This window comes from Eionea flava, from assembly GCF_055393785.1.
In genome coordinates this window covers 202,153-218,728 of record NZ_AP036018.1, presented here as the reverse complement: position 1 = coordinate 218,728, position 16,576 = coordinate 202,153, and the positions used below count along the sequence as shown (strand labels likewise).

Below are 16,576 nucleotides of genomic sequence, written 5' to 3'. Positions count from 1 at the left end.
TGTATGTGACTGTTTGTTAATTCTTGTTTATGTGCCGGATCGATACCGGATCAAGTCCGGCATGACGTTGGGGCATGACGGGCCGATACCGGATCGGGGTCCGGCATGACGAGACATCGATAGCGGCATGGCGACGATATAGCAGCGGCATGACGATGGCATGGGTTATGTCATTAGTATTCGGCATTCAATGGTGTCGGTTTTATTGCATGGTTTTTATTGTGTCGTTTCGCTGTTCTTTTTATCAATATGATCACGCAAGTGCTTTAGACGTTCTTGAATCTCTTGTATTTGTTGATCGCTTTCATCCGACGTATCGCTGCTGTCTGCCTGAGCATTAGCGGCTTTAAGCTCTTCAGGGAGTGATTCTTCAAGTTCGGCAATGGCTTGATTCGCTTGTTTTATTTGTTGTTCTAACGCATCGTCTTTTGGGGTGTCGGCAATGAGTTTTTTAAGCTGGCGTGCGGGAATAGGCAGGCTTTTGTCATTGCCGATGGTAGATTCGGCATTCGCTGTATCGCTTGTTGTACTGACGTTATCTGCCGCCTGACTAGGAGCCGATTGGCTAGGCGTGGCAACCGTATTGAGCGGCTCGTCGTTCGACGATGAGTTGTCGGTATAAAGAAACATGCCCACGACAGCGGCTAAGCAGATGGACAGTGCGATAACAATGGTTTTACCTAAAGGGGTATTCAGCATGACGCGGTTCCTTTTGCTTTTTTTACTTTTGATTATTGTTGTCGATTAATGCGCCAGTAAGATACCGGATCATACTTGTTATGACAAATTTTTTTTGGGAGTTTATTGACACAATAACAAAATCCTAAGAGATTCCGGTTTTCACCGGAATGACGGGGGGAGTGCAGCAATAAGAGAGGGGATACAGCGATAAGACTGGGGAATACTGCGACGGTACAAGCTGCAACGAGAAGTCTTGTCGAACCTGTTATGACAAGACTCTTGATTATCCTTCTAAATCGACCGGTGGAGCAACACGCAACACTTCTTCTATCGTGGTTAGTCCCAGCGCAATTTTTTGTGCGCCTGATAAACGTAAACTACGCATGCCTTCTTTGAATGCGTATTTGCGCAACGCAATAAGGTCGCAGCGGTCATCGATCATTTGGCTTAGCGTATCACTCATAGGCATGACTTCATAAATGCCTTGGCGACCCAAATACCCCGTATTTCGGCATTCTAAGCAGCCAACGGGCTGGTAAATTTTAGGCGGCTTAGGCGCCTTCCAAGGGCGGACAAGGTTGTCCCACTCTTTTTGATCAATATCGGTCTCGGTTTTACAGTGCGGACAAAGGGTGCGAATAAGGCGTTGCGCCATCACCCCCAGCACGGTTGAACGAATTAAAAAACTGGGCAAACCCAGATCGAGCATACGACTAATGGCGGTTGGCGCATCGTTGGTGTGTAACGTCGATAAAACCAAATGGCCGGTAAGCGCGGCCTGCACGGCCATTTGACCCGTTTCGTTATCGCGAATTTCACCCACCATAATAATATCTGGATCTTGGCGCAATAAGGTGCGCACACCCGCCGCAAAATCAAGGCCTATCGAGGCTTGCACTTGGGTTTGGTTGAAGCTCTCTTCGACCATCTCAATGGGGTCTTCGATGGTGCTGACATTCACCTCATGGGTGGCCAATAATTTAAGCGAAGAATACAAGGTGGTGGTTTTACCGGAGCCTGTCGGCCCGGTGACTAAGATAATGCCGTGGGGCTTGGATGTCATCGCATTCCAGCGGGCTTGATCATCGCCGAGCAAACCGAGCTCTTCAAAACTTTTTAGCAGTACGTCGGGATCAAAAATCCGCAATACCATTTTTTCACCGAATGCGGTGGGTAATGTGGATAAGCGCAGTTCGACCTCGCTGCCGTCGGTACGCTTGGTTTTAATACGGCCATCTTGAGGCTTACGTTTTTCGGCGACATTCATACGCCCCAAAATCTTTAAGCGCGAGACGACGGCAATAGATACTGTAACGGGCAACTCATACACTTGATGCAATACGCCGTCGATGCGAAAGCGTAAGCGACAAGTCTCACGGCGGGGCTCGATATGAATATCGCTGGCGCGCTGATCAAAAGCATATTGCAGCAACCAATCCACAATATTAACGACGTGCTGATCGTTGGCTTCGGGGTCTTTGAGTTCGCCCAACTCCAGCAATTGTTCAAAATTGGTCGCGCCACTGCGCTTACCGGCAATACCGGTTGCACCAAATACTGAACGCGCCAAGGCATAAAATTCGATCGTATAGCGGGCAATATCAGCAGGATTAGCAAAAACGCGTTTAACGGGTTTATTAGCGATATGTGAAAGCTGCTCTTCCCAACCGGTCATAAAGGGCTGAGCGGTGGCGACGAGAATCTCATTAAGGTTAATCCCAACACATAAGATTTGATGGCGCTGCGCAAAGGCAAATGACATGACTTCGGTCACCTCGGTCACATTGATTTTTAATGGATCAATATGGAAGAGCGGCAAACCACTTTTGTTGCTGAGCCAGTCCGATAGCACTAAATCATCGAGTATGGCTGTCTGAGCTGAGGAGCTACCACCCAGCACATCAGGCTTTTGATCGGTGAGTTTTAACGACGCGATATAATTAATAGGGTGCATTGCCGACTGCTCACGCGTGCGTGTTCTACTCGTAACAATGTTGGCGTCTTGCTGACTTAGGCGCCCATCGGCGATTAAATCATCAACACAGCGACGTAAATCCATCAGTTTTTCAGCGATCACTAGATGTTCCTGTTATTATTTTGTTAAACACTACCGATATAAATGTAGCAAGTCTTATCGCGACAGCCCATCCTTCAAATACTGAAAGGCAATGGGCATAAACTGCAAACTTACTATAGTCGCTATTATTAGTCACGGTTTGCACCCGTAAAATAGAGAATGAATACCATGACATTCAATGAAAAGCTATTTAGTGAACAATTAGCACAGCTCGTTGCGACCCCATCCGTGAGCTGTACTAACCCGGCATTAGATATGGGCAATCGCCAAGTGATTGATTTACTCGCTAACTGGCTAGGCGACATGGGTTTTGCCATTGATATTCAGGTGGTTGATAACAACCCTGACAAGGCCAATTTAATTGCCACACTGGGTACAGCAAACGCAACTAACAGCCAAGGTGGCTTAGTTTTTTCTGGCCATGCCGATACGGTACCTTATGATGATAAGCGATGGTCGCATGATCCATTCACCTTGCACATTGAGAATGACCGCGCCTTTGGGCTTGGCGCAACCGATATGAAAGGGTTTTTCCCAACGGTATTGGCCGCGGTACAACCGTTTTTAAACCAACCATTACGCGAGCCGATTATTATTTTGGCAACAGCCGACGAAGAAACATCGATGTCCGGCGCACGTGAGTTGCTGAATCATCCCGTGCCGAAAGCACGCTACGGCGTAGTGGGCGAACCTACAGGGATGAAGCCCATTCGTATGCATAAAGGCATTGGTATGGAATCGATTAAAATACGCGGTCAATCAGGGCATTCTTCCAACCCCAGCTTAGGTAATAATGCGCTAGATGTGATGCACGACGTGATTACCGAACTTAAAGCATTTCGTGCGCAATTGGCGCAGCAATACCAAAACGCAGGTTTTACCATCGAGACGCCTACGCTCAATCTAGGCTGTATTCATGGTGGCGACAACCCTAATCGCATTTGCGGGCAATGCGAACTCGCTCTCGATCTGCGTACCCTACCGGGGATGAAATTGGATGACCTGCGCGCCGACATTGACCACATGCTTAATATGATGGCGGATAAGCATAATATTGAGATTGAGCGTGAAGCCTTATTTACCGGTGTCGATGCTTTTGAGCAAGCACCCGATTCTGCACTCGTCAAAGCCGTGGAACGCCTGACAAAAAGCCATGCAGATAGCGTCGCTTTTGCTACCGAAGCACCCTTTTTACAACAAATGGGCATGGATGTCGTCGTTATGGGCCCCGGCTCAATTGACCAAGCCCACCAACCCGATGAATATATTGATTTAGCACAAGTACCTACGGCAATCACGGTGCTGCAGGGGCTTATTAAGCAGTTTTGTATTTAAGGAATAGAGAGCATGAACGAAGAAAGAAAAAGCGACTTACAGCACATCCGTAAAGAACTTGAAACACTGAACAAACATAAATTTGTACGCCTACAAAACTCAACTGCACGCATGATTGGATTCCAATTTTTACGTGGCGTGGCCTTTGGCTTAGGTAGTGTTATCGGGGCGACGCTTGTGGTGTCGCTCATGATTTCTTTGCTAGCACAGGTGGAATTTATTCCTATTATTGGTGAATGGGCGAACGAAATTATTGCAGAAATTACGCCCAAAGATCAGCGATAGAAACATCGACATCCTTGAGCATGCATTGCAAAAATACCCACCCCAAAAAAGTGGCAGATTCCGGATAAGCAAAAATACTTTCCGGAATCTTTCAACAAGGTTATACCTGCTCTAACGCTTGTGCCACATCCGCAATAATGTCATCAATATTTTCAATGCCCACCGAAATTCTCACTAGATCAGCACTGACTCCCGCTGCGGCTAGCTCTTCTTCATTTAGTTGACGATGAGTTGTCGATGCAGGATGACACGCCAACGATTTTGCATCACCAATATTGACTAAACGTAGGATCATTTGTAGCCCATCAATAAAACGACCACCCGCTTCGATACCACCCTTAACACCAAAACTCAAAATACCCGATGCTTTACCACTCGTTATTTTTTGGCACACCTCATAATAAGGGCTATCCGGCAACGCAGCATAATTAACCCACGATACTTTTTCGTGGTTCGATAAATACTGGGCTAACTTTTCTGCATTCTCACAATGGCGCTCCATACGCAAACCTAAAGTTTCTAAACCCTGCATGATCTGAAACGCATTCATTGGAGAAATAGCAGCGCCAGTATTGCGCAATGGTACAACACGGCAACGACCGATATAGGCAGCTTCGGCCAGTGCTTCGGTATATACCACACCGTGATAAGAGGGATCAGGCTCATTCAGCACAGGAAAACGCGCCTTGTTTTTTACCCAATCAAACTGACCCGAATCAACAATAACACCACCGATGGATGTACCATGACCACCAATATATTTGGTCAATGAATGCACTACAATATCGGCACCCAGTTCGAAAGGACGACACAAAAACGGCGTCGCCACAGTATTATCGACAATTAATGGTACGCCCTGCCTATGCGCGATGTCAGCAAGTCTAGCAATATCAACAACATTACCCGCAGGGTTGCCGATCGACTCACAAAAAATCGCCCGGGTGTTTTCATCAATCGCTTGTTCAAATCCATCAAAGTCATCATGCGAAAGCATACGCACATCAATTCCCTGCTTTGGAAATGTGTGCGCAAATAAATTATATGTTCCACCGTACAATTGACTCGTACTAATAATATTATCTCCCGCTTGGCATAAACACTGAATCGCATAAGTGATCGCTGACATGCCTGACGCAACCGCTAAAGCACCAATCCCCCCTTCCATTGCCGCTATGCGTTGCTCTAATACATCTGTTGTGGGATTCATAATGCGCGTATAAATATTGCCTGGGACTTTTAAGTCAAATAAATCAGCACCGTGCTGGGTATTATCAAAAGTAAATGATGTGGTTTGATAGATAGGAACCGCAGCGGCTTTTGTCGTGCTTTCTGATGTATAGCCGTGATGTAATGCGAGAGATTCTAGTTTCATGATTGCGCCTTTATACGATAAGTGGTGTGATGCGTAATTGATTGTCGAGTATGCCACACATATTATTTAGAGAGTAATACCACACCGTTCAGCCTTTCTTATTCCTCACTCAATAAAATCGCAACATCATCGTTCTCACATCGAATATAGGTCTATACTAAGATCGGTTAACACTAATAAATAGTGATGAGTACTAAACTATGATATATAAAAAATCCATCTGCCTATCGTTGCTAATACTCATTGGCGGCTGCGAAAGCATCCCATCTTTTAATCAGTGTCCATCACCTAAATTTATTACCGACAATACAACCACCGTTGACAAGTACTTTTTTACCGAAGACTTACTCGCAAAATTTTGCCCCGCGGAAACGCCAAAAACATTTAGTTATCAAGTAACACCAAACGCAGCCCTGTCGATCCACCTAAAAGGCGAGTGGGTTTATCTTAAAGCCAATGATGGGTTAAAACGACTAGATCTTTATGTGCCCAAAGCGAGGATAGCGAACTTCAAAAACTATACGCATGTCATCCCTCTTGATGCATTAGAAAGCAACGAATTAGTTGTCACCATAGATAACCATATTGAATATAAGGCGAAGTTCACAGTGATTAACTGCACTTGCATTAAATAGCTGAGAGCTCAAGAGAAATACTGCCTTCAAAAGAGAAGGCCAATCATTAATTACAAGGAAAAAATAAGCTGAGCACAACCTAAATATTTACTCGCGATTTAGGCACAACTAGAAACGAATTATATTGAATAGACAAGATAATCGATCAACATAGTCATATCCGGACAAACACAAAAGTGTTATCAACCAACGCTTTCACCCTTAAGTTAATCTTTAAAATACTCTCTGAAAATCACCCACAAACATTGCATTTTCACTTGCCAGCCCCCAAATAGCTTCCCTTATATACTTACTCAATCGGCTCTCAGCCAAGCGCGCAATGCTGTCTGTACAAGCCTATACAGACAGCTCAATATGAGGATTATTTAGTGGAACAATATAGAGGAACAACCATCGTTTCGGCACGTCGAAACGGCAAGGTCGTGATTGGCGGTGACGGTCAAGTATCGATGGGAAATACCGTAATGAAGGGCAATGCTCGAAAAGTACGTCGCTTGCATAATGATCAAGTCATCGCGGGCTTTGCCGGTGGTACGGCGGATGCCTTTACGCTGTTTGAACGTTTTGAAGCCAAGCTACAAGCCTATAACGGCCAATTAACGCGTGCGGCGGTAGAGCTAGCGAAAGAATGGCGTAGTGATCGCGCGCTGCGCAAACTGGAGGCCTTGCTTGCCGTTGCCAATGCAGAAGCATCGCTTATTATTACCGGAAATGGTGATGTTATTCAGCCAGAAGATGATCTTATCGCCATTGGTTCGGGTGGGCCATTTGCACAATCAGCGGCACGTGCGTTGTTAGAAAACACTGAGTTGAGCGCCGAAGACATCACTAAAAAAGCACTCACTATCGCCGGTGATATTTGCGTATACACCAATCACCACCACACCATTGAAGTACTGGAGTGTTAAGCATGTCGAATATGACACCAAAAGAAATTGTTCACGAACTCGACAAACATATTGTTGGACAAGCGAAAGCCAAGCGCGCTGTCGCTATTGCCTTGCGTAACCGCTGGCGCAGAATGCAGGTCAATGAAAATCTGCGCCCCGAAATCACACCAAAAAACATTCTCATGATTGGGCCAACCGGTGTGGGTAAAACCGAGATTGCTCGTCGCCTTGCTAAACTCGCTAATGCACCATTCATTAAGGTAGAAGCCACTAAATTCACCGAAGTGGGCTATGTTGGACGCGAAGTAGACACGATTATTCGCGATCTTGTCGACATGTCAATTAAACTACATCGCGAACAAGCGATGAAAAAAGTGCGCCATCGCGCGGAAGAAATGGCCGAAGAGCGCATTTTGGATGCTCTGCTACGTCCAGCGCGAGACAGCAACAATGACGATGACAAAAGCGCCGACGAAGGTGACTCTAGCACTCGCCAACTATTCCGTAAAAAGCTACGCGAAGGCGATTTAGACGATAAAGAAATTGATATTGATGTACCAGCTACCAAAGTCGGTGTTGAGATCATGGCACCACCTGGTATGGAAGACATGACCAATCAGCTACAAGATATGTTTTCGTCCATGTCATCGGATAAAACAAAAACGGTTAAGCTGCCTATCAAACAAGCCTTTAAGCAACTCGTAGACGACGAAGCCGCCAAACTCGTCAACCATGACGAACTTAAAAGCGATGCCATCGAAGCCGCTGAACAAAACGGCATTGTGTTTATTGATGAAATCGATAAAGTCGCCAAGCGTGGCGACACCAGTGGCGGCGACGTATCACGTGAAGGCGTACAGCGAGATTTATTACCGTTAATAGAAGGCTGCACCGTTAGCACCAAGCATGGCATGATCAAAACCGATCATATTTTGTTTATTACTTCAGGTGCGTTTCATTTAACTAAACCATCCGATTTAATTCCGGAGCTACAAGGTCGCTTACCTATTCGGGTCGAACTCGAAGCCTTATCACCCGAAGACTTTGAGCGCATATTGGTAGAACCGAACGCATCGTTAACCGAGCAGCAACAAGCACTACTGGGTACGGAAGGCGTCACCATTCAATTCACTGATGACGGTATTCGTCGTATCGCCGAGACTGCATGGGAAGTGAACGAGCGTACCGAAAATATTGGCGCACGCCGTTTGCATACGGTGATGGAACGCCTGCTCGAAGATATCTCATTCGACAGCGGCTCCAATGGTGAGCAAGCCATCACTATTAATGCTGATTATGTTGAAAGTAGCTTGGGCGAACTCGTCAAAGACGAAGACCTCAGCCGATTCATACTGTAGGAAACAATAGGGGTGATCTGATTGATCACCCTTTGTCATACCTACTGTTATACCTACTAACTATCGCCATACCTGCGTATGCACATTACTGTCCGGAATAAAATGACAAAAATGACAATTAATGCTGCAATAGTCGATAAAACGCGGATTATTGCTGAATAGACACCTAATATTTAAACGATCGTCATACCTGCGAAAGCAGGTATCTAAAATCCCGCTGAATAGTAGCGTGACTGAGTCAAGAACTGAGAAATACCCATAAAATAGCGGTTTTTATATCATGTAGCACAATCAGCCAATTGCAATTAGAGATACCTGCCTTCGCAGGTATGACGGCTGAGATGTTATTCCGACAATTACGGGATGTTTCAGAAAGTTGTGAGGCTTGTACTAGCATCGCTATAATAAAAGAGAATCTTTCATATCAATAGTCATGATAAAGCCCAATAAGATACATCTGCATAAACAATCAAAAACAGTAGAAGTCGTATTTGCCGGCCAAAGCTATGTGCTGCCCGCAGAATTTTTACGGGTTCACTCGCCTTCAGCAGAAGTGCGCGGGCACGGTATAGGGCAAGAAGTACTGGTTTACGGCAAAATAGACGTCGGCATTCGCTCGATTGCTCCTGCTGGAAACTATGGCTTACATATTGATTTTGACGACGGCCACAATTCGGGTATTTTTTCGTGGACATACCTACAAGAGCTTGGGCAAACGCAAAACACTCTATGGCAAACCTATATAGAGCGCCTAGAGCAGGCCGGCAAACAGCGCGATCCAAACACAACCGTTGTTCAATTTTTACCGCCCTCTTAAACGCAAATCACGCATTCTATGACGACCTTTTAAAACACCCTCATTCACCGACAATATTGATAGCTCGACTATTAACCCATCACCCCATAAGGTATGATTAGTGCATTTTCAGGCCTACCATATCGGCCTGCAACATCAGCGTTATATAGAGCACAATAGAGTCGACCGTATGTCCGCTTACAATCAAACACCCAACCACTTTGTGCGCCTTTATAAAGCCTTGGGCTATTCGCTGGCAGGGTTACAGTCTACCTATAAGTATGAGCAAGCCTTTCGCTTAGAGGTATATTTATCATTCATCTTAATTCCTCTTGCCATTATGCTGGCCGAAACACCGGTCGAGCTCGTATTAATGATTGGAAGCTGGGTCATGGTGATGATTATTGAATTGTTTAATAGCGCCATCGAAGCAACCGTTGATCGCATTGGCGCAGAAAAGCATGAGCTTTCAGGACGCGCAAAAGACATTGGCTCAGCAGCCGTCATGATGAGCGTCTTCCTTTCTTTATTTACTTGGCTCGCCATTCTCTTTTTATAATTGGACGTGTTACTGACACTATGAATCAAAAAAATACCACACACTTTGGTTTCCAAGAAGTCCCCGTTGATGAAAAAGCCCATCGAGTCGCAGATGTGTTCCATTCCGTCGCGGGTAAATACGATGTGATGAATGACTTAATGTCGGGTGGTGTTCATCGGCTTTGGAAACGCTTTACCATTGAAATGTCAGCGGTACGCCCAGGCCATAAAGTACTCGATATTGCTGGCGGTACCGGTGATTTAGCCTATAAGTTTTCTAAATTGGTGGGCGATACCGGCCAAGTGATTTTATCCGATATTAATTCTTCAATGCTCAATGTAGGACGCGACCGTCTCATAGATCGCGGAGTGAATAACAATGTGCAATATGTACAGCTAGACGCACAACACATTCCCTTTGAAGACAATAGTTTTGATTGCATCACCATTTCATTTGGCTTACGCAACGTGACCGACAAAGAGCTCGCATTACGCTCTATGCTGCGTGTACTCAAACCCGGTGGCCGCTTACTGGTACTCGAGTTTTCCAAACCTAAAAATACACTCTTAGAAAAAGTCTACGATCAGTATTCTTTTCGTTTACTACCAATGATGGGGAAGCTCATTACGAACGATGCCGACAGCTACCAATATCTAGCTGAGTCCATCCGCATGCACCCAGATCAAGAAACATTAAAAGGCATGATGTCGACAGCAGGTTTTGAGCAAGTGGAATACCACAATATGACAGGCGGCATTGTCGCTCTGCATAAAGGAATCAAACCCTAAACGGTATGGATAAGACCTTTCAACAAGCCATTACCGCCAGCGTAGAAAAAATAGTTAATGGCGCATTAGCGTATGACCCCGCCACCAAAAATAAAATATCGGCCATCCGTGATGTTTTAGCCGTCAAAATCACTGCCCCGGTCACCTGCACTATTTATCTTTGCGGGCAAACTGAAGGGCTTGCCGCCCTCAGCTACTACGAACCGGCACCCACCACGACACTCACCGGTTCAACGTCGGCTTTCATCCGTTTATTGCAACACCCAGAAGCATTCACGGCCAGCGATGTGTCACTGACAGGCAGCCCACAGTTATTACAACAATGGCAAGCTATTATTGAAACGCTCGATATTGATTGGGAAGATGCCCTCAGCAAAGTACTGGGCGATATTGCAGGCCCTGCGGTCAACCAAGCTCTGCATCAATCCGCACAATGGTTACACACCCAAGCGAGTGAACAGGAACGTTTAATCACCGAGTATTTATCCGAAGAACGACAACTGGTACCGAGCAAGGCCGAAGTAGGTCAATTTTCTGATAATGTCGCTGCGCTACGCTTACAAATGGATCGTATCAGCGCTCGTACCGAACGGCTTTCACAAGCGATACACACACCAATAAAACATTCACTATGACTGCCTTTTTCCGATTTTTTACTATCGTTTTTGTTTTTTTACGCTACCGCCTTGACCAGCTCAGCGACAAAAAACTCCCTATATTGTTACGCTGCTTGTGCGCCTTTTTTCCTAAAAAAAATCACACACGAGGAGAGCGCCTACGACTAGCCTGCGAAGACTTAGGGCCAATTTTTATTAAGTTCGGACAACTACTATCAACACGCCCCGATCTTATCCCTTACGATATTGTCTCTGAACTTAACCACTTACAAGATAACGTACCGCCGTTTGACTCTAACAACTTTAAACATATTGTTGAACAATCTCTCGAAGAACCTGTTAATTCCGTATTCAAAGATTTTAGCAGCGAACCACTGGCTTCTGCCTCGATTGCACAAGTACATACAGCAGTCTTAAAGGATGGGCGCGAAGTCGTCGTCAAAGTGATTCGCCCCAACATAAAAACCGTTATAGAAAAAGATATTTCACTGCTCTTATGGATAGCTAAACGTGTAGAGCAGTGGTTACCCGATGGAAAACGTTTGCGCCCAGTAGAGATAGTGGAAGATTACAGCCGCACAATATTTGACGAGCTCGATTTACAACGTGAAGCCGCCAACGCCTCGCAATTAAGACGCAACTTTGAGCATTCGCCGCTGCTTTATGTACCTGAAATTATTTGGGAATACAGCAGTAATAAAATATTAGTGATGGAACGTATTTATGGCATACCCATCGCTAATATTGATGAGCTTAATGCGCAAGCAACCGACATGAAAAAACTAGCCGAACGTGGTGTTGAAATATTTTTCACGCAGGTATTCGAGCACAACTTTTTTCATGCCGACATGCACCCCGGCAACATTTTTGTCTCGCGCAAAAACCCTAAAACACCACAGTATATTGCCGTGGATATGGCTATCGTAGGTTCACTAAGTCGAGAAGATCAATTTTATTTAGCGCGCAACATTCTAGCAATGTTTCGTCGCGACTATCGACAAGTAGCCGAACTACATATACAAAGTGGCTGGGTGCCTAGCAGCACACGTGTTGATGAATTTGAAGCCGCCGTGCGCACCGTCTGCGAGCCTATTTTTCAAAAACCACTAGAAGAGATTTCGTTCGGGCATGTACTCATCAGCTTATTTCAAACCGCGCAACGCTTTAATATGGAAGTGCAGCCGCAGCTCGTTTTGTTACAAAAAACACTACTCAACATCGAAGGCTTAGGACGGCAGTTATACCCAGCGCTCGACTTATGGGAAACTGCACACCCCTATCTAGAACGCTGGTTAAAACAACGTTTCCACCCTAAAACACTCCTAAAAGAGTTCAAACGCTACGCACCCGAATGGATGGAAAAACTGCCCCAAGTGCCATCCACCCTATTTAATAATCTTGATGCCATCGAAGAAGTCCGTGCCATAGCGCCGCACATTCAACAAGCAGCAGAAGACTATCAGAAAAATAAACAGCAGCAAAAAAAGAAAAAAATATTATTTTATAGTGCCATAGCGCTAGCAGGAGCGGCCATTATTAGTAGCTCACCGACATTACAACATTCCATTTATGAATCATCACCCATCACTCTTGGCCTAATAGCTATCGCCATTGCTTGTTGGTTGGCACGATGACATAAGGACAGATCCAGCCATGAAAAAAGTCTTACTGGCTAAAAAATATTTGCCACCGCTAGCGCTAGTTATACTTATAGCAACTGCCATGAAAGCAATGGCATGGCTAACCCCTTGGCTCAGCTTTCCCAATATGACGACATCAATTATTGCAGGTCTCTTTTTTCTATTCGGCAGCATACCTGTTATCAATGCCATCGGCCTTTTAATACACACAAAGACCACGGTTAACCCAACAAGCCCTCAAAACACATCAACATTGGTCACCTATGGTATTTACCGCTACTCACGCAACCCCATGTATCTCAGTTTTTTACTGTTACTGATTGGGTGGAGTTTTTGGCTTAGTAATATAATCACTTTATTGGGTGTCGTGCTCGTCTATTGGCACTTAGATCGTCATCAAATACCGTTTGAAGAGCGTGCGCTGAACAAACGCTTTAATGAGTCTTTCAAGCATTATTGCCAACAAACAAAACGCTGGCTCTAAATACAGCCCCCTTTTGTTGATCCATCAGCACCTATCTAGACGTTAGAGCAATAAAAAAATCACAAACTCATCAAAAAACGTATAAGAAAATCTATTTTTCCTGATTATTTGCACCCTCATCAAGCAGTTCTATACTTTGGGTATTCAACACTTAAAGTACTTACTTATGTCTACCATCACTCTATCTTATATTAGCTGTGCCAAGCACCGCTTTAGTGACGATGAATTATTAGCACTGCTTGAACATTGTCATGCCCACAATAGCCAGCACAATATCAGCGGCTTATTACTCTACAATGGTGCGAGTACTTTTTTACAAGTACTTGAAGGCGAGCAAGACATCGTCGAACAGCTATACCTGCGCATTAGCACAGACAAACGGCATCATCGTGTTAATTGTATTTTAAAAAAGGCTATCGAGAAAAGAGACTTTCCCGATTGGAAAATGGGTTTTCGAAATTTATCGAAAACCCCATTGCTCAACATAGAAGGCTTTTCGAACTTTATGCAAGCGAGTGATGCCACAAGCTACTTATCTGAAAATGCTAGTTTCGCTAATACGATGCTCAAGCACTTCAAAAACACCTCTCAAGAAATATTGCTATAAAACGCGGAGCTGCCCCATGCTATCTTCTTTGAAAATTTCTCAAAAAATACTTCTCATGGGCATTACCATGTTTATATTAACGTTGATTGTCGGGTTTATCAGCCTCAGTCAAATGGCAAAAATTGGTAACGAGATCATTGATATTACCGAAGACGATATTCCACTGAGTAATGCACTCACCTTATTAACCGAACATCAATTTCAGCAATCTATCCTTTTTGAGCAATCGGTATTAGAAGGCGTACTAATGGCACAAAATTATCCTGGTGCCAAAGAAGCCTTTGCCGAAAAATCTAAAAAAGCGGAGGCTCTCGCTAAAAAAGTCGAGCATGAAATCAAAGATACCGAGGTGTTTGTTGAAAAAGCTATCCTGCATTTGCACTCTGAAGAGGCCAAAGAAGAATTTCGGCATATACTGAATGAACTCAAAGAAATAGAAAAAAAATATATTGCACTTGAAGAAGAGGTGCACCTTGTCTTATCGACCATAGAAAAAGGCGATCTCGACAAGGGACTTAAAGATGCACACCTCGTAGAGAAGCACGAAGAAGCACTCAACAATCACCTAGTCGAACTATTAAATGAAGTACAAGGCTTTACCTTAAGCGCGGCTCAACAAGCTGAAGCCGATGAGAAAAAAGCCGTCAAGCTCATCACTATAGTATTGGTTATTTCTTGTATTATCGCAGCAACCATCCCCTTTATTATTGGTCGCTCTATCACTCAGCCAATCGTACAATTAAACAAGCGTTTACACGAAGTTGCTCACGGTGATGGCGACTTAACTTTACGCCTAGACGCTAAAGGCAGAGATGAAACCACTGAAGCGGCAATTTCTTTTAATACGTTTATGGATAAACTTTCAACCACGATTAAACACGTCAATAACTCTGCAGAAGAATTGGGAAAATCATCGGAGCGCGCCATTCATATTATGAATAAAACACTCACCAATGTTGAAAGCCAACGTGATGAAACATCAATGGTATCTAACGCTATGGGGGAAATGCGCAGCGCCACACAACATGTGGCCGAGAATACGTCCGAGGCAGCCAATGTCGCTGAAGGTGCAAAACAGCGTGTACATGACGGCAAAACCTCTGCTGAAGCAACACAACATATTATTAAACAGCTTGCCAACGAAGTATCCGGCGCGTCTTCGGTCATCGAATCATTAGCTGCGGAAACCGATAATATTGGTACTGTTCTTGAGGCGATTAGAGGTATTGCTGAACAAACAAATTTACTTGCACTTAATGCGGCCATTGAAGCCGCTCGTGCGGGTGATACCGGTCGAGGCTTTGCCGTTGTTGCTGACGAAGTACGTTCTTTGGCACAACGTACGCAAAGCTCAACCGGCGATATTCAAAAATTAGTGGAGAGCCTACAAAGCGAGGCCAAAAATGCCGTATCAAGCATGAAGCAAGGTGCCGACAGTGCCGAAAAATGCTTAAAGAAAAGTAATGAAACCGCCGCCGCACTGGAAGATGCTAGCCAAGCCGTGAATGCCATTTCTGATTTAAATGTACAGATTGCATCAACTGCTGAAGAACAATCAGCATCGGCAGAACAGATAAGCCTTAATGTAGGTAACATTTCGGATATTGCGAAAGAGACCTCTCAAGGCGCTTCAGAAACGGCAGCTGCTAACGATAACATCGCAAAAAATTTGATCAATTTGCATACTAGTCTTAACCAGTTTCAGGTGTAAGCAAAGAGAATGGTAAGTAATTACAAGCTCTCAGCGGCGCTCAACACGCCGCCCAAAAAATACGCCGCATTCAAATAGCATCCACATAGGAACAGCAAGCAGTACCTGAGAAATAACATCGGGTGGTGTAAGTAACATACCCACAATAAAACAACCCACGATAATATACGGACGCTTTTTGGCTAAGCTATCGGCGCTTATTGCGCCGGAACGAATCAGCACAATAGTGACAACGGGAATTTCAAACGCCACACCAAAGGCAAAAAATAACTTCAATACAAAGTCTAAATAGCTGCCGATATCGGTCATTACGGTTACATTATCGGGCGCTGCCGAGGTAAAAAATCCAAACACCAGTGGAAAAACCACGTAGTAAGCAAAGGCAATGCCCGCATAAAATAGCAACACACTCGATGCCATTAACGGCAGTATTAACCCCTTCTCATTTTCATATAATCCTGGCGCTAAAAACCCCCACACCTGATACAAGATAAACGGCATGGCAATAAGAAAAGAAACAAAGAATGTGAGCTTAAAAGGCGTTAAAAAGGGCGCCGCCACTTCTGTGGCAATCATGGAGCTATTGTCAGGCAAGAACACCTGTAAAGGTGTGGCGACAAAGGTATAAATATCATTGGCGAAAGCAAATAGCAGTAAAAAAATAAGCGCGACCGATGCCAGACAATAGAGCAATCGATTACGCAATTCGATAAGGTGCTGAACTAATGGGGCATTGGTTGAATGAAGAGAGTTGGCCAT

General features: G+C 44.6%; 16 protein-coding genes and 1 pseudogene. 13 read left to right on the top strand and 4 right to left on the bottom strand.

The window, feature by feature from the left end; translation table 11 throughout:
- Positions 1-216: 216 nt before the first annotated feature.
- Together ACZ5O6_RS01025 and tfpB are read right to left on the bottom strand one after the other, a co-directional pair.
- A complete protein-coding gene (locus ACZ5O6_RS01025; protein ID WP_447091969.1) occupies positions 217-699 on the bottom strand; it encodes a hypothetical protein in 483 nt (160 codons plus the stop codon).
- Positions 700-964: 265 nt separating this feature from the next.
- Positions 965-2,740, bottom strand: coding sequence for a type IV pilus assembly ATPase TfpB (gene tfpB, locus ACZ5O6_RS01020; RefSeq protein ID WP_447092037.1), 1,776 nt, complete (start codon positions 2,738-2,740; stop codon positions 965-967).
- Positions 2,741-2,926: 186 nt separating this feature from the next.
- Here tfpB and argE point away from each other — a divergent pair, with 186 nt between their 5' ends.
- The gene (gene argE, locus ACZ5O6_RS01015) at positions 2,927-4,093 is read left to right on the top strand and encodes an acetylornithine deacetylase (protein ID WP_447091970.1); all 1,167 of its coding nucleotides are present in this window, start codon (positions 2,927-2,929) and stop codon (positions 4,091-4,093) included.
- Between the two features lie 12 nt (positions 4,094-4,105).
- Positions 4,106-4,378, top strand: coding sequence for a DUF5665 domain-containing protein (locus tag ACZ5O6_RS01010; RefSeq protein ID WP_447091971.1), 273 nt, complete (start codon positions 4,106-4,108; stop codon positions 4,376-4,378).
- Positions 4,379-4,478: 100 nt separating this feature from the next.
- Here ACZ5O6_RS01010 and ACZ5O6_RS01005 read toward each other — a convergent pair whose 3' ends face one another.
- Complete coding sequence (locus ACZ5O6_RS01005) at positions 4,479-5,750, bottom strand: O-acetylhomoserine aminocarboxypropyltransferase/cysteine synthase family protein (RefSeq protein ID WP_447091972.1); 1,272 nt, start codon at positions 5,748-5,750, stop codon at positions 4,479-4,481.
- A 200-nt stretch (positions 5,751-5,950) separates the two neighbouring features.
- On the opposite strand from ACZ5O6_RS01005, the gene ACZ5O6_RS01000 reads away from it, so the two are divergent.
- The 11 genes and pseudogenes from ACZ5O6_RS01000 to ACZ5O6_RS00950 form a co-directional block, all read left to right on the top strand.
- The gene (locus ACZ5O6_RS01000; RefSeq protein ID WP_447091973.1) at positions 5,951-6,385 is read left to right on the top strand and encodes a hypothetical protein; all 435 of its coding nucleotides are present in this window, start codon (positions 5,951-5,953) and stop codon (positions 6,383-6,385) included.
- Between the two features lie 368 nt (positions 6,386-6,753).
- Positions 6,754-7,293 carry an ATP-dependent protease subunit HslV gene (gene hslV / locus ACZ5O6_RS00995; RefSeq protein WP_447091974.1) on the top strand — a complete coding sequence of 180 codons (540 nt, stop codon included), beginning with the start codon at positions 6,754-6,756 and terminating at the stop codon, positions 7,291-7,293.
- 2 nt (positions 7,294-7,295) lie between these two features.
- Positions 7,296-8,633 carry an ATP-dependent protease ATPase subunit HslU gene (gene hslU, locus ACZ5O6_RS00990; protein ID WP_447091975.1) on the top strand — a complete coding sequence of 446 codons (1,338 nt, stop codon included), beginning with the start codon at positions 7,296-7,298 and terminating at the stop codon, positions 8,631-8,633.
- 433 nt (positions 8,634-9,066) lie between these two features.
- The gene (locus tag ACZ5O6_RS00985; RefSeq protein WP_447091976.1) at positions 9,067-9,450 is read left to right on the top strand and encodes a gamma-butyrobetaine hydroxylase family protein; all 384 of its coding nucleotides are present in this window, start codon (positions 9,067-9,069) and stop codon (positions 9,448-9,450) included.
- Positions 9,451-9,619: 169 nt separating this feature from the next.
- Complete coding sequence (locus ACZ5O6_RS00980) at positions 9,620-9,988, top strand: diacylglycerol kinase (RefSeq protein WP_447091977.1); 369 nt, start codon at positions 9,620-9,622, stop codon at positions 9,986-9,988.
- 20 nt (positions 9,989-10,008) lie between these two features.
- Entirely contained in the window at positions 10,009-10,758 is a 750-nt protein-coding gene (gene ubiE / locus ACZ5O6_RS00975) for a bifunctional demethylmenaquinone methyltransferase/2-methoxy-6-polyprenyl-1,4-benzoquinol methylase UbiE (protein WP_447091978.1), read from the top strand.
- 5 nt (positions 10,759-10,763) lie between these two features.
- Entirely contained in the window at positions 10,764-11,393 is a 630-nt protein-coding gene (locus ACZ5O6_RS00970) for a ubiquinone biosynthesis accessory factor UbiJ (protein WP_447091979.1), read from the top strand.
- Positions 11,390-13,009: a ubiquinone biosynthesis regulatory protein kinase UbiB gene (gene ubiB / locus ACZ5O6_RS00965; RefSeq protein ID WP_447091980.1), complete on the top strand. Its 1,620-nt coding sequence runs from the start codon at positions 11,390-11,392 to the stop codon at positions 13,007-13,009. The genes ACZ5O6_RS00970 and ubiB overlap by 4 nt, the downstream gene beginning before the upstream one ends.
- Positions 13,010-13,028: 19 nt before the next feature.
- On the top strand, positions 13,029-13,499 hold the full coding sequence (locus ACZ5O6_RS00960; RefSeq protein WP_447091981.1) for a methyltransferase family protein: 471 nt from the start codon (positions 13,029-13,031) through the stop codon (positions 13,497-13,499).
- 166 nt (positions 13,500-13,665) lie between these two features.
- Positions 13,666-14,106: a BLUF domain-containing protein gene (locus ACZ5O6_RS00955; RefSeq protein WP_447091982.1), complete on the top strand. Its 441-nt coding sequence runs from the start codon at positions 13,666-13,668 to the stop codon at positions 14,104-14,106.
- A gap of 718 nt (positions 14,107-14,824) precedes the next feature.
- Positions 14,825-15,817, top strand: a pseudogene (locus tag ACZ5O6_RS00950) (methyl-accepting chemotaxis protein); the annotation flags it as partial.
- A 30-nt stretch (positions 15,818-15,847) separates the two neighbouring features.
- Here ACZ5O6_RS00950 and tatC read toward each other — a convergent pair.
- The gene (gene tatC / locus ACZ5O6_RS00945) at positions 15,848-16,576 is read right to left on the bottom strand and encodes a twin-arginine translocase subunit TatC (RefSeq protein ID WP_447091984.1); all 729 of its coding nucleotides are present in this window, start codon (positions 16,574-16,576) and stop codon (positions 15,848-15,850) included.

Bases quoted from the DNA above. Each gene is read 5' to 3' on its own strand.
- tfpB (WP_447092037.1), bottom strand. From the start codon at position 2,740: ATGGATTTACGTCGCTGTGTTGATGATTTAATCGCCGATGGGCGCCTA.
- ACZ5O6_RS01025 (WP_447091969.1), bottom strand. From the start codon at position 699: ATGCTGAATACCCCTTTAGGTAAAACCATTGTTATCGCACTGTCCATC.
- ACZ5O6_RS00980 (WP_447091977.1), top strand. From the start codon at position 9,620: ATGTCCGCTTACAATCAAACACCCAACCACTTTGTGCGCCTTTATAAA.
- ACZ5O6_RS01010 (WP_447091971.1), top strand. From the start codon at position 4,106: ATGAACGAAGAAAGAAAAAGCGACTTACAGCACATCCGTAAAGAACTT.
- ACZ5O6_RS01000 (WP_447091973.1), top strand. From the start codon at position 5,951: ATGATATATAAAAAATCCATCTGCCTATCGTTGCTAATACTCATTGGC.
- ubiB (WP_447091980.1), top strand. From the start codon at position 11,390: ATGACTGCCTTTTTCCGATTTTTTACTATCGTTTTTGTTTTTTTACGC.
- tatC (WP_447091984.1), bottom strand. From the start codon at position 16,576: ATGGCCAACTCTCTTCATTCAACCAATGCCCCATTAGTTCAGCACCTT.
- ACZ5O6_RS00955 (WP_447091982.1), top strand. From the start codon at position 13,666: ATGTCTACCATCACTCTATCTTATATTAGCTGTGCCAAGCACCGCTTT.
- ACZ5O6_RS00970 (WP_447091979.1), top strand. From the start codon at position 10,764: ATGGATAAGACCTTTCAACAAGCCATTACCGCCAGCGTAGAAAAAATA.
- ACZ5O6_RS01005 (WP_447091972.1), bottom strand. From the start codon at position 5,750: ATGAAACTAGAATCTCTCGCATTACATCACGGCTATACATCAGAAAGC.
- ubiE (WP_447091978.1), top strand. From the start codon at position 10,009: ATGAATCAAAAAAATACCACACACTTTGGTTTCCAAGAAGTCCCCGTT.
- argE (WP_447091970.1), top strand. From the start codon at position 2,927: ATGACATTCAATGAAAAGCTATTTAGTGAACAATTAGCACAGCTCGTT.
- ACZ5O6_RS00960 (WP_447091981.1), top strand. From the start codon at position 13,029: ATGAAAAAAGTCTTACTGGCTAAAAAATATTTGCCACCGCTAGCGCTA.
- hslU (WP_447091975.1), top strand. From the start codon at position 7,296: ATGTCGAATATGACACCAAAAGAAATTGTTCACGAACTCGACAAACAT.
- ACZ5O6_RS00985 (WP_447091976.1), top strand. From the start codon at position 9,067: ATGATAAAGCCCAATAAGATACATCTGCATAAACAATCAAAAACAGTA.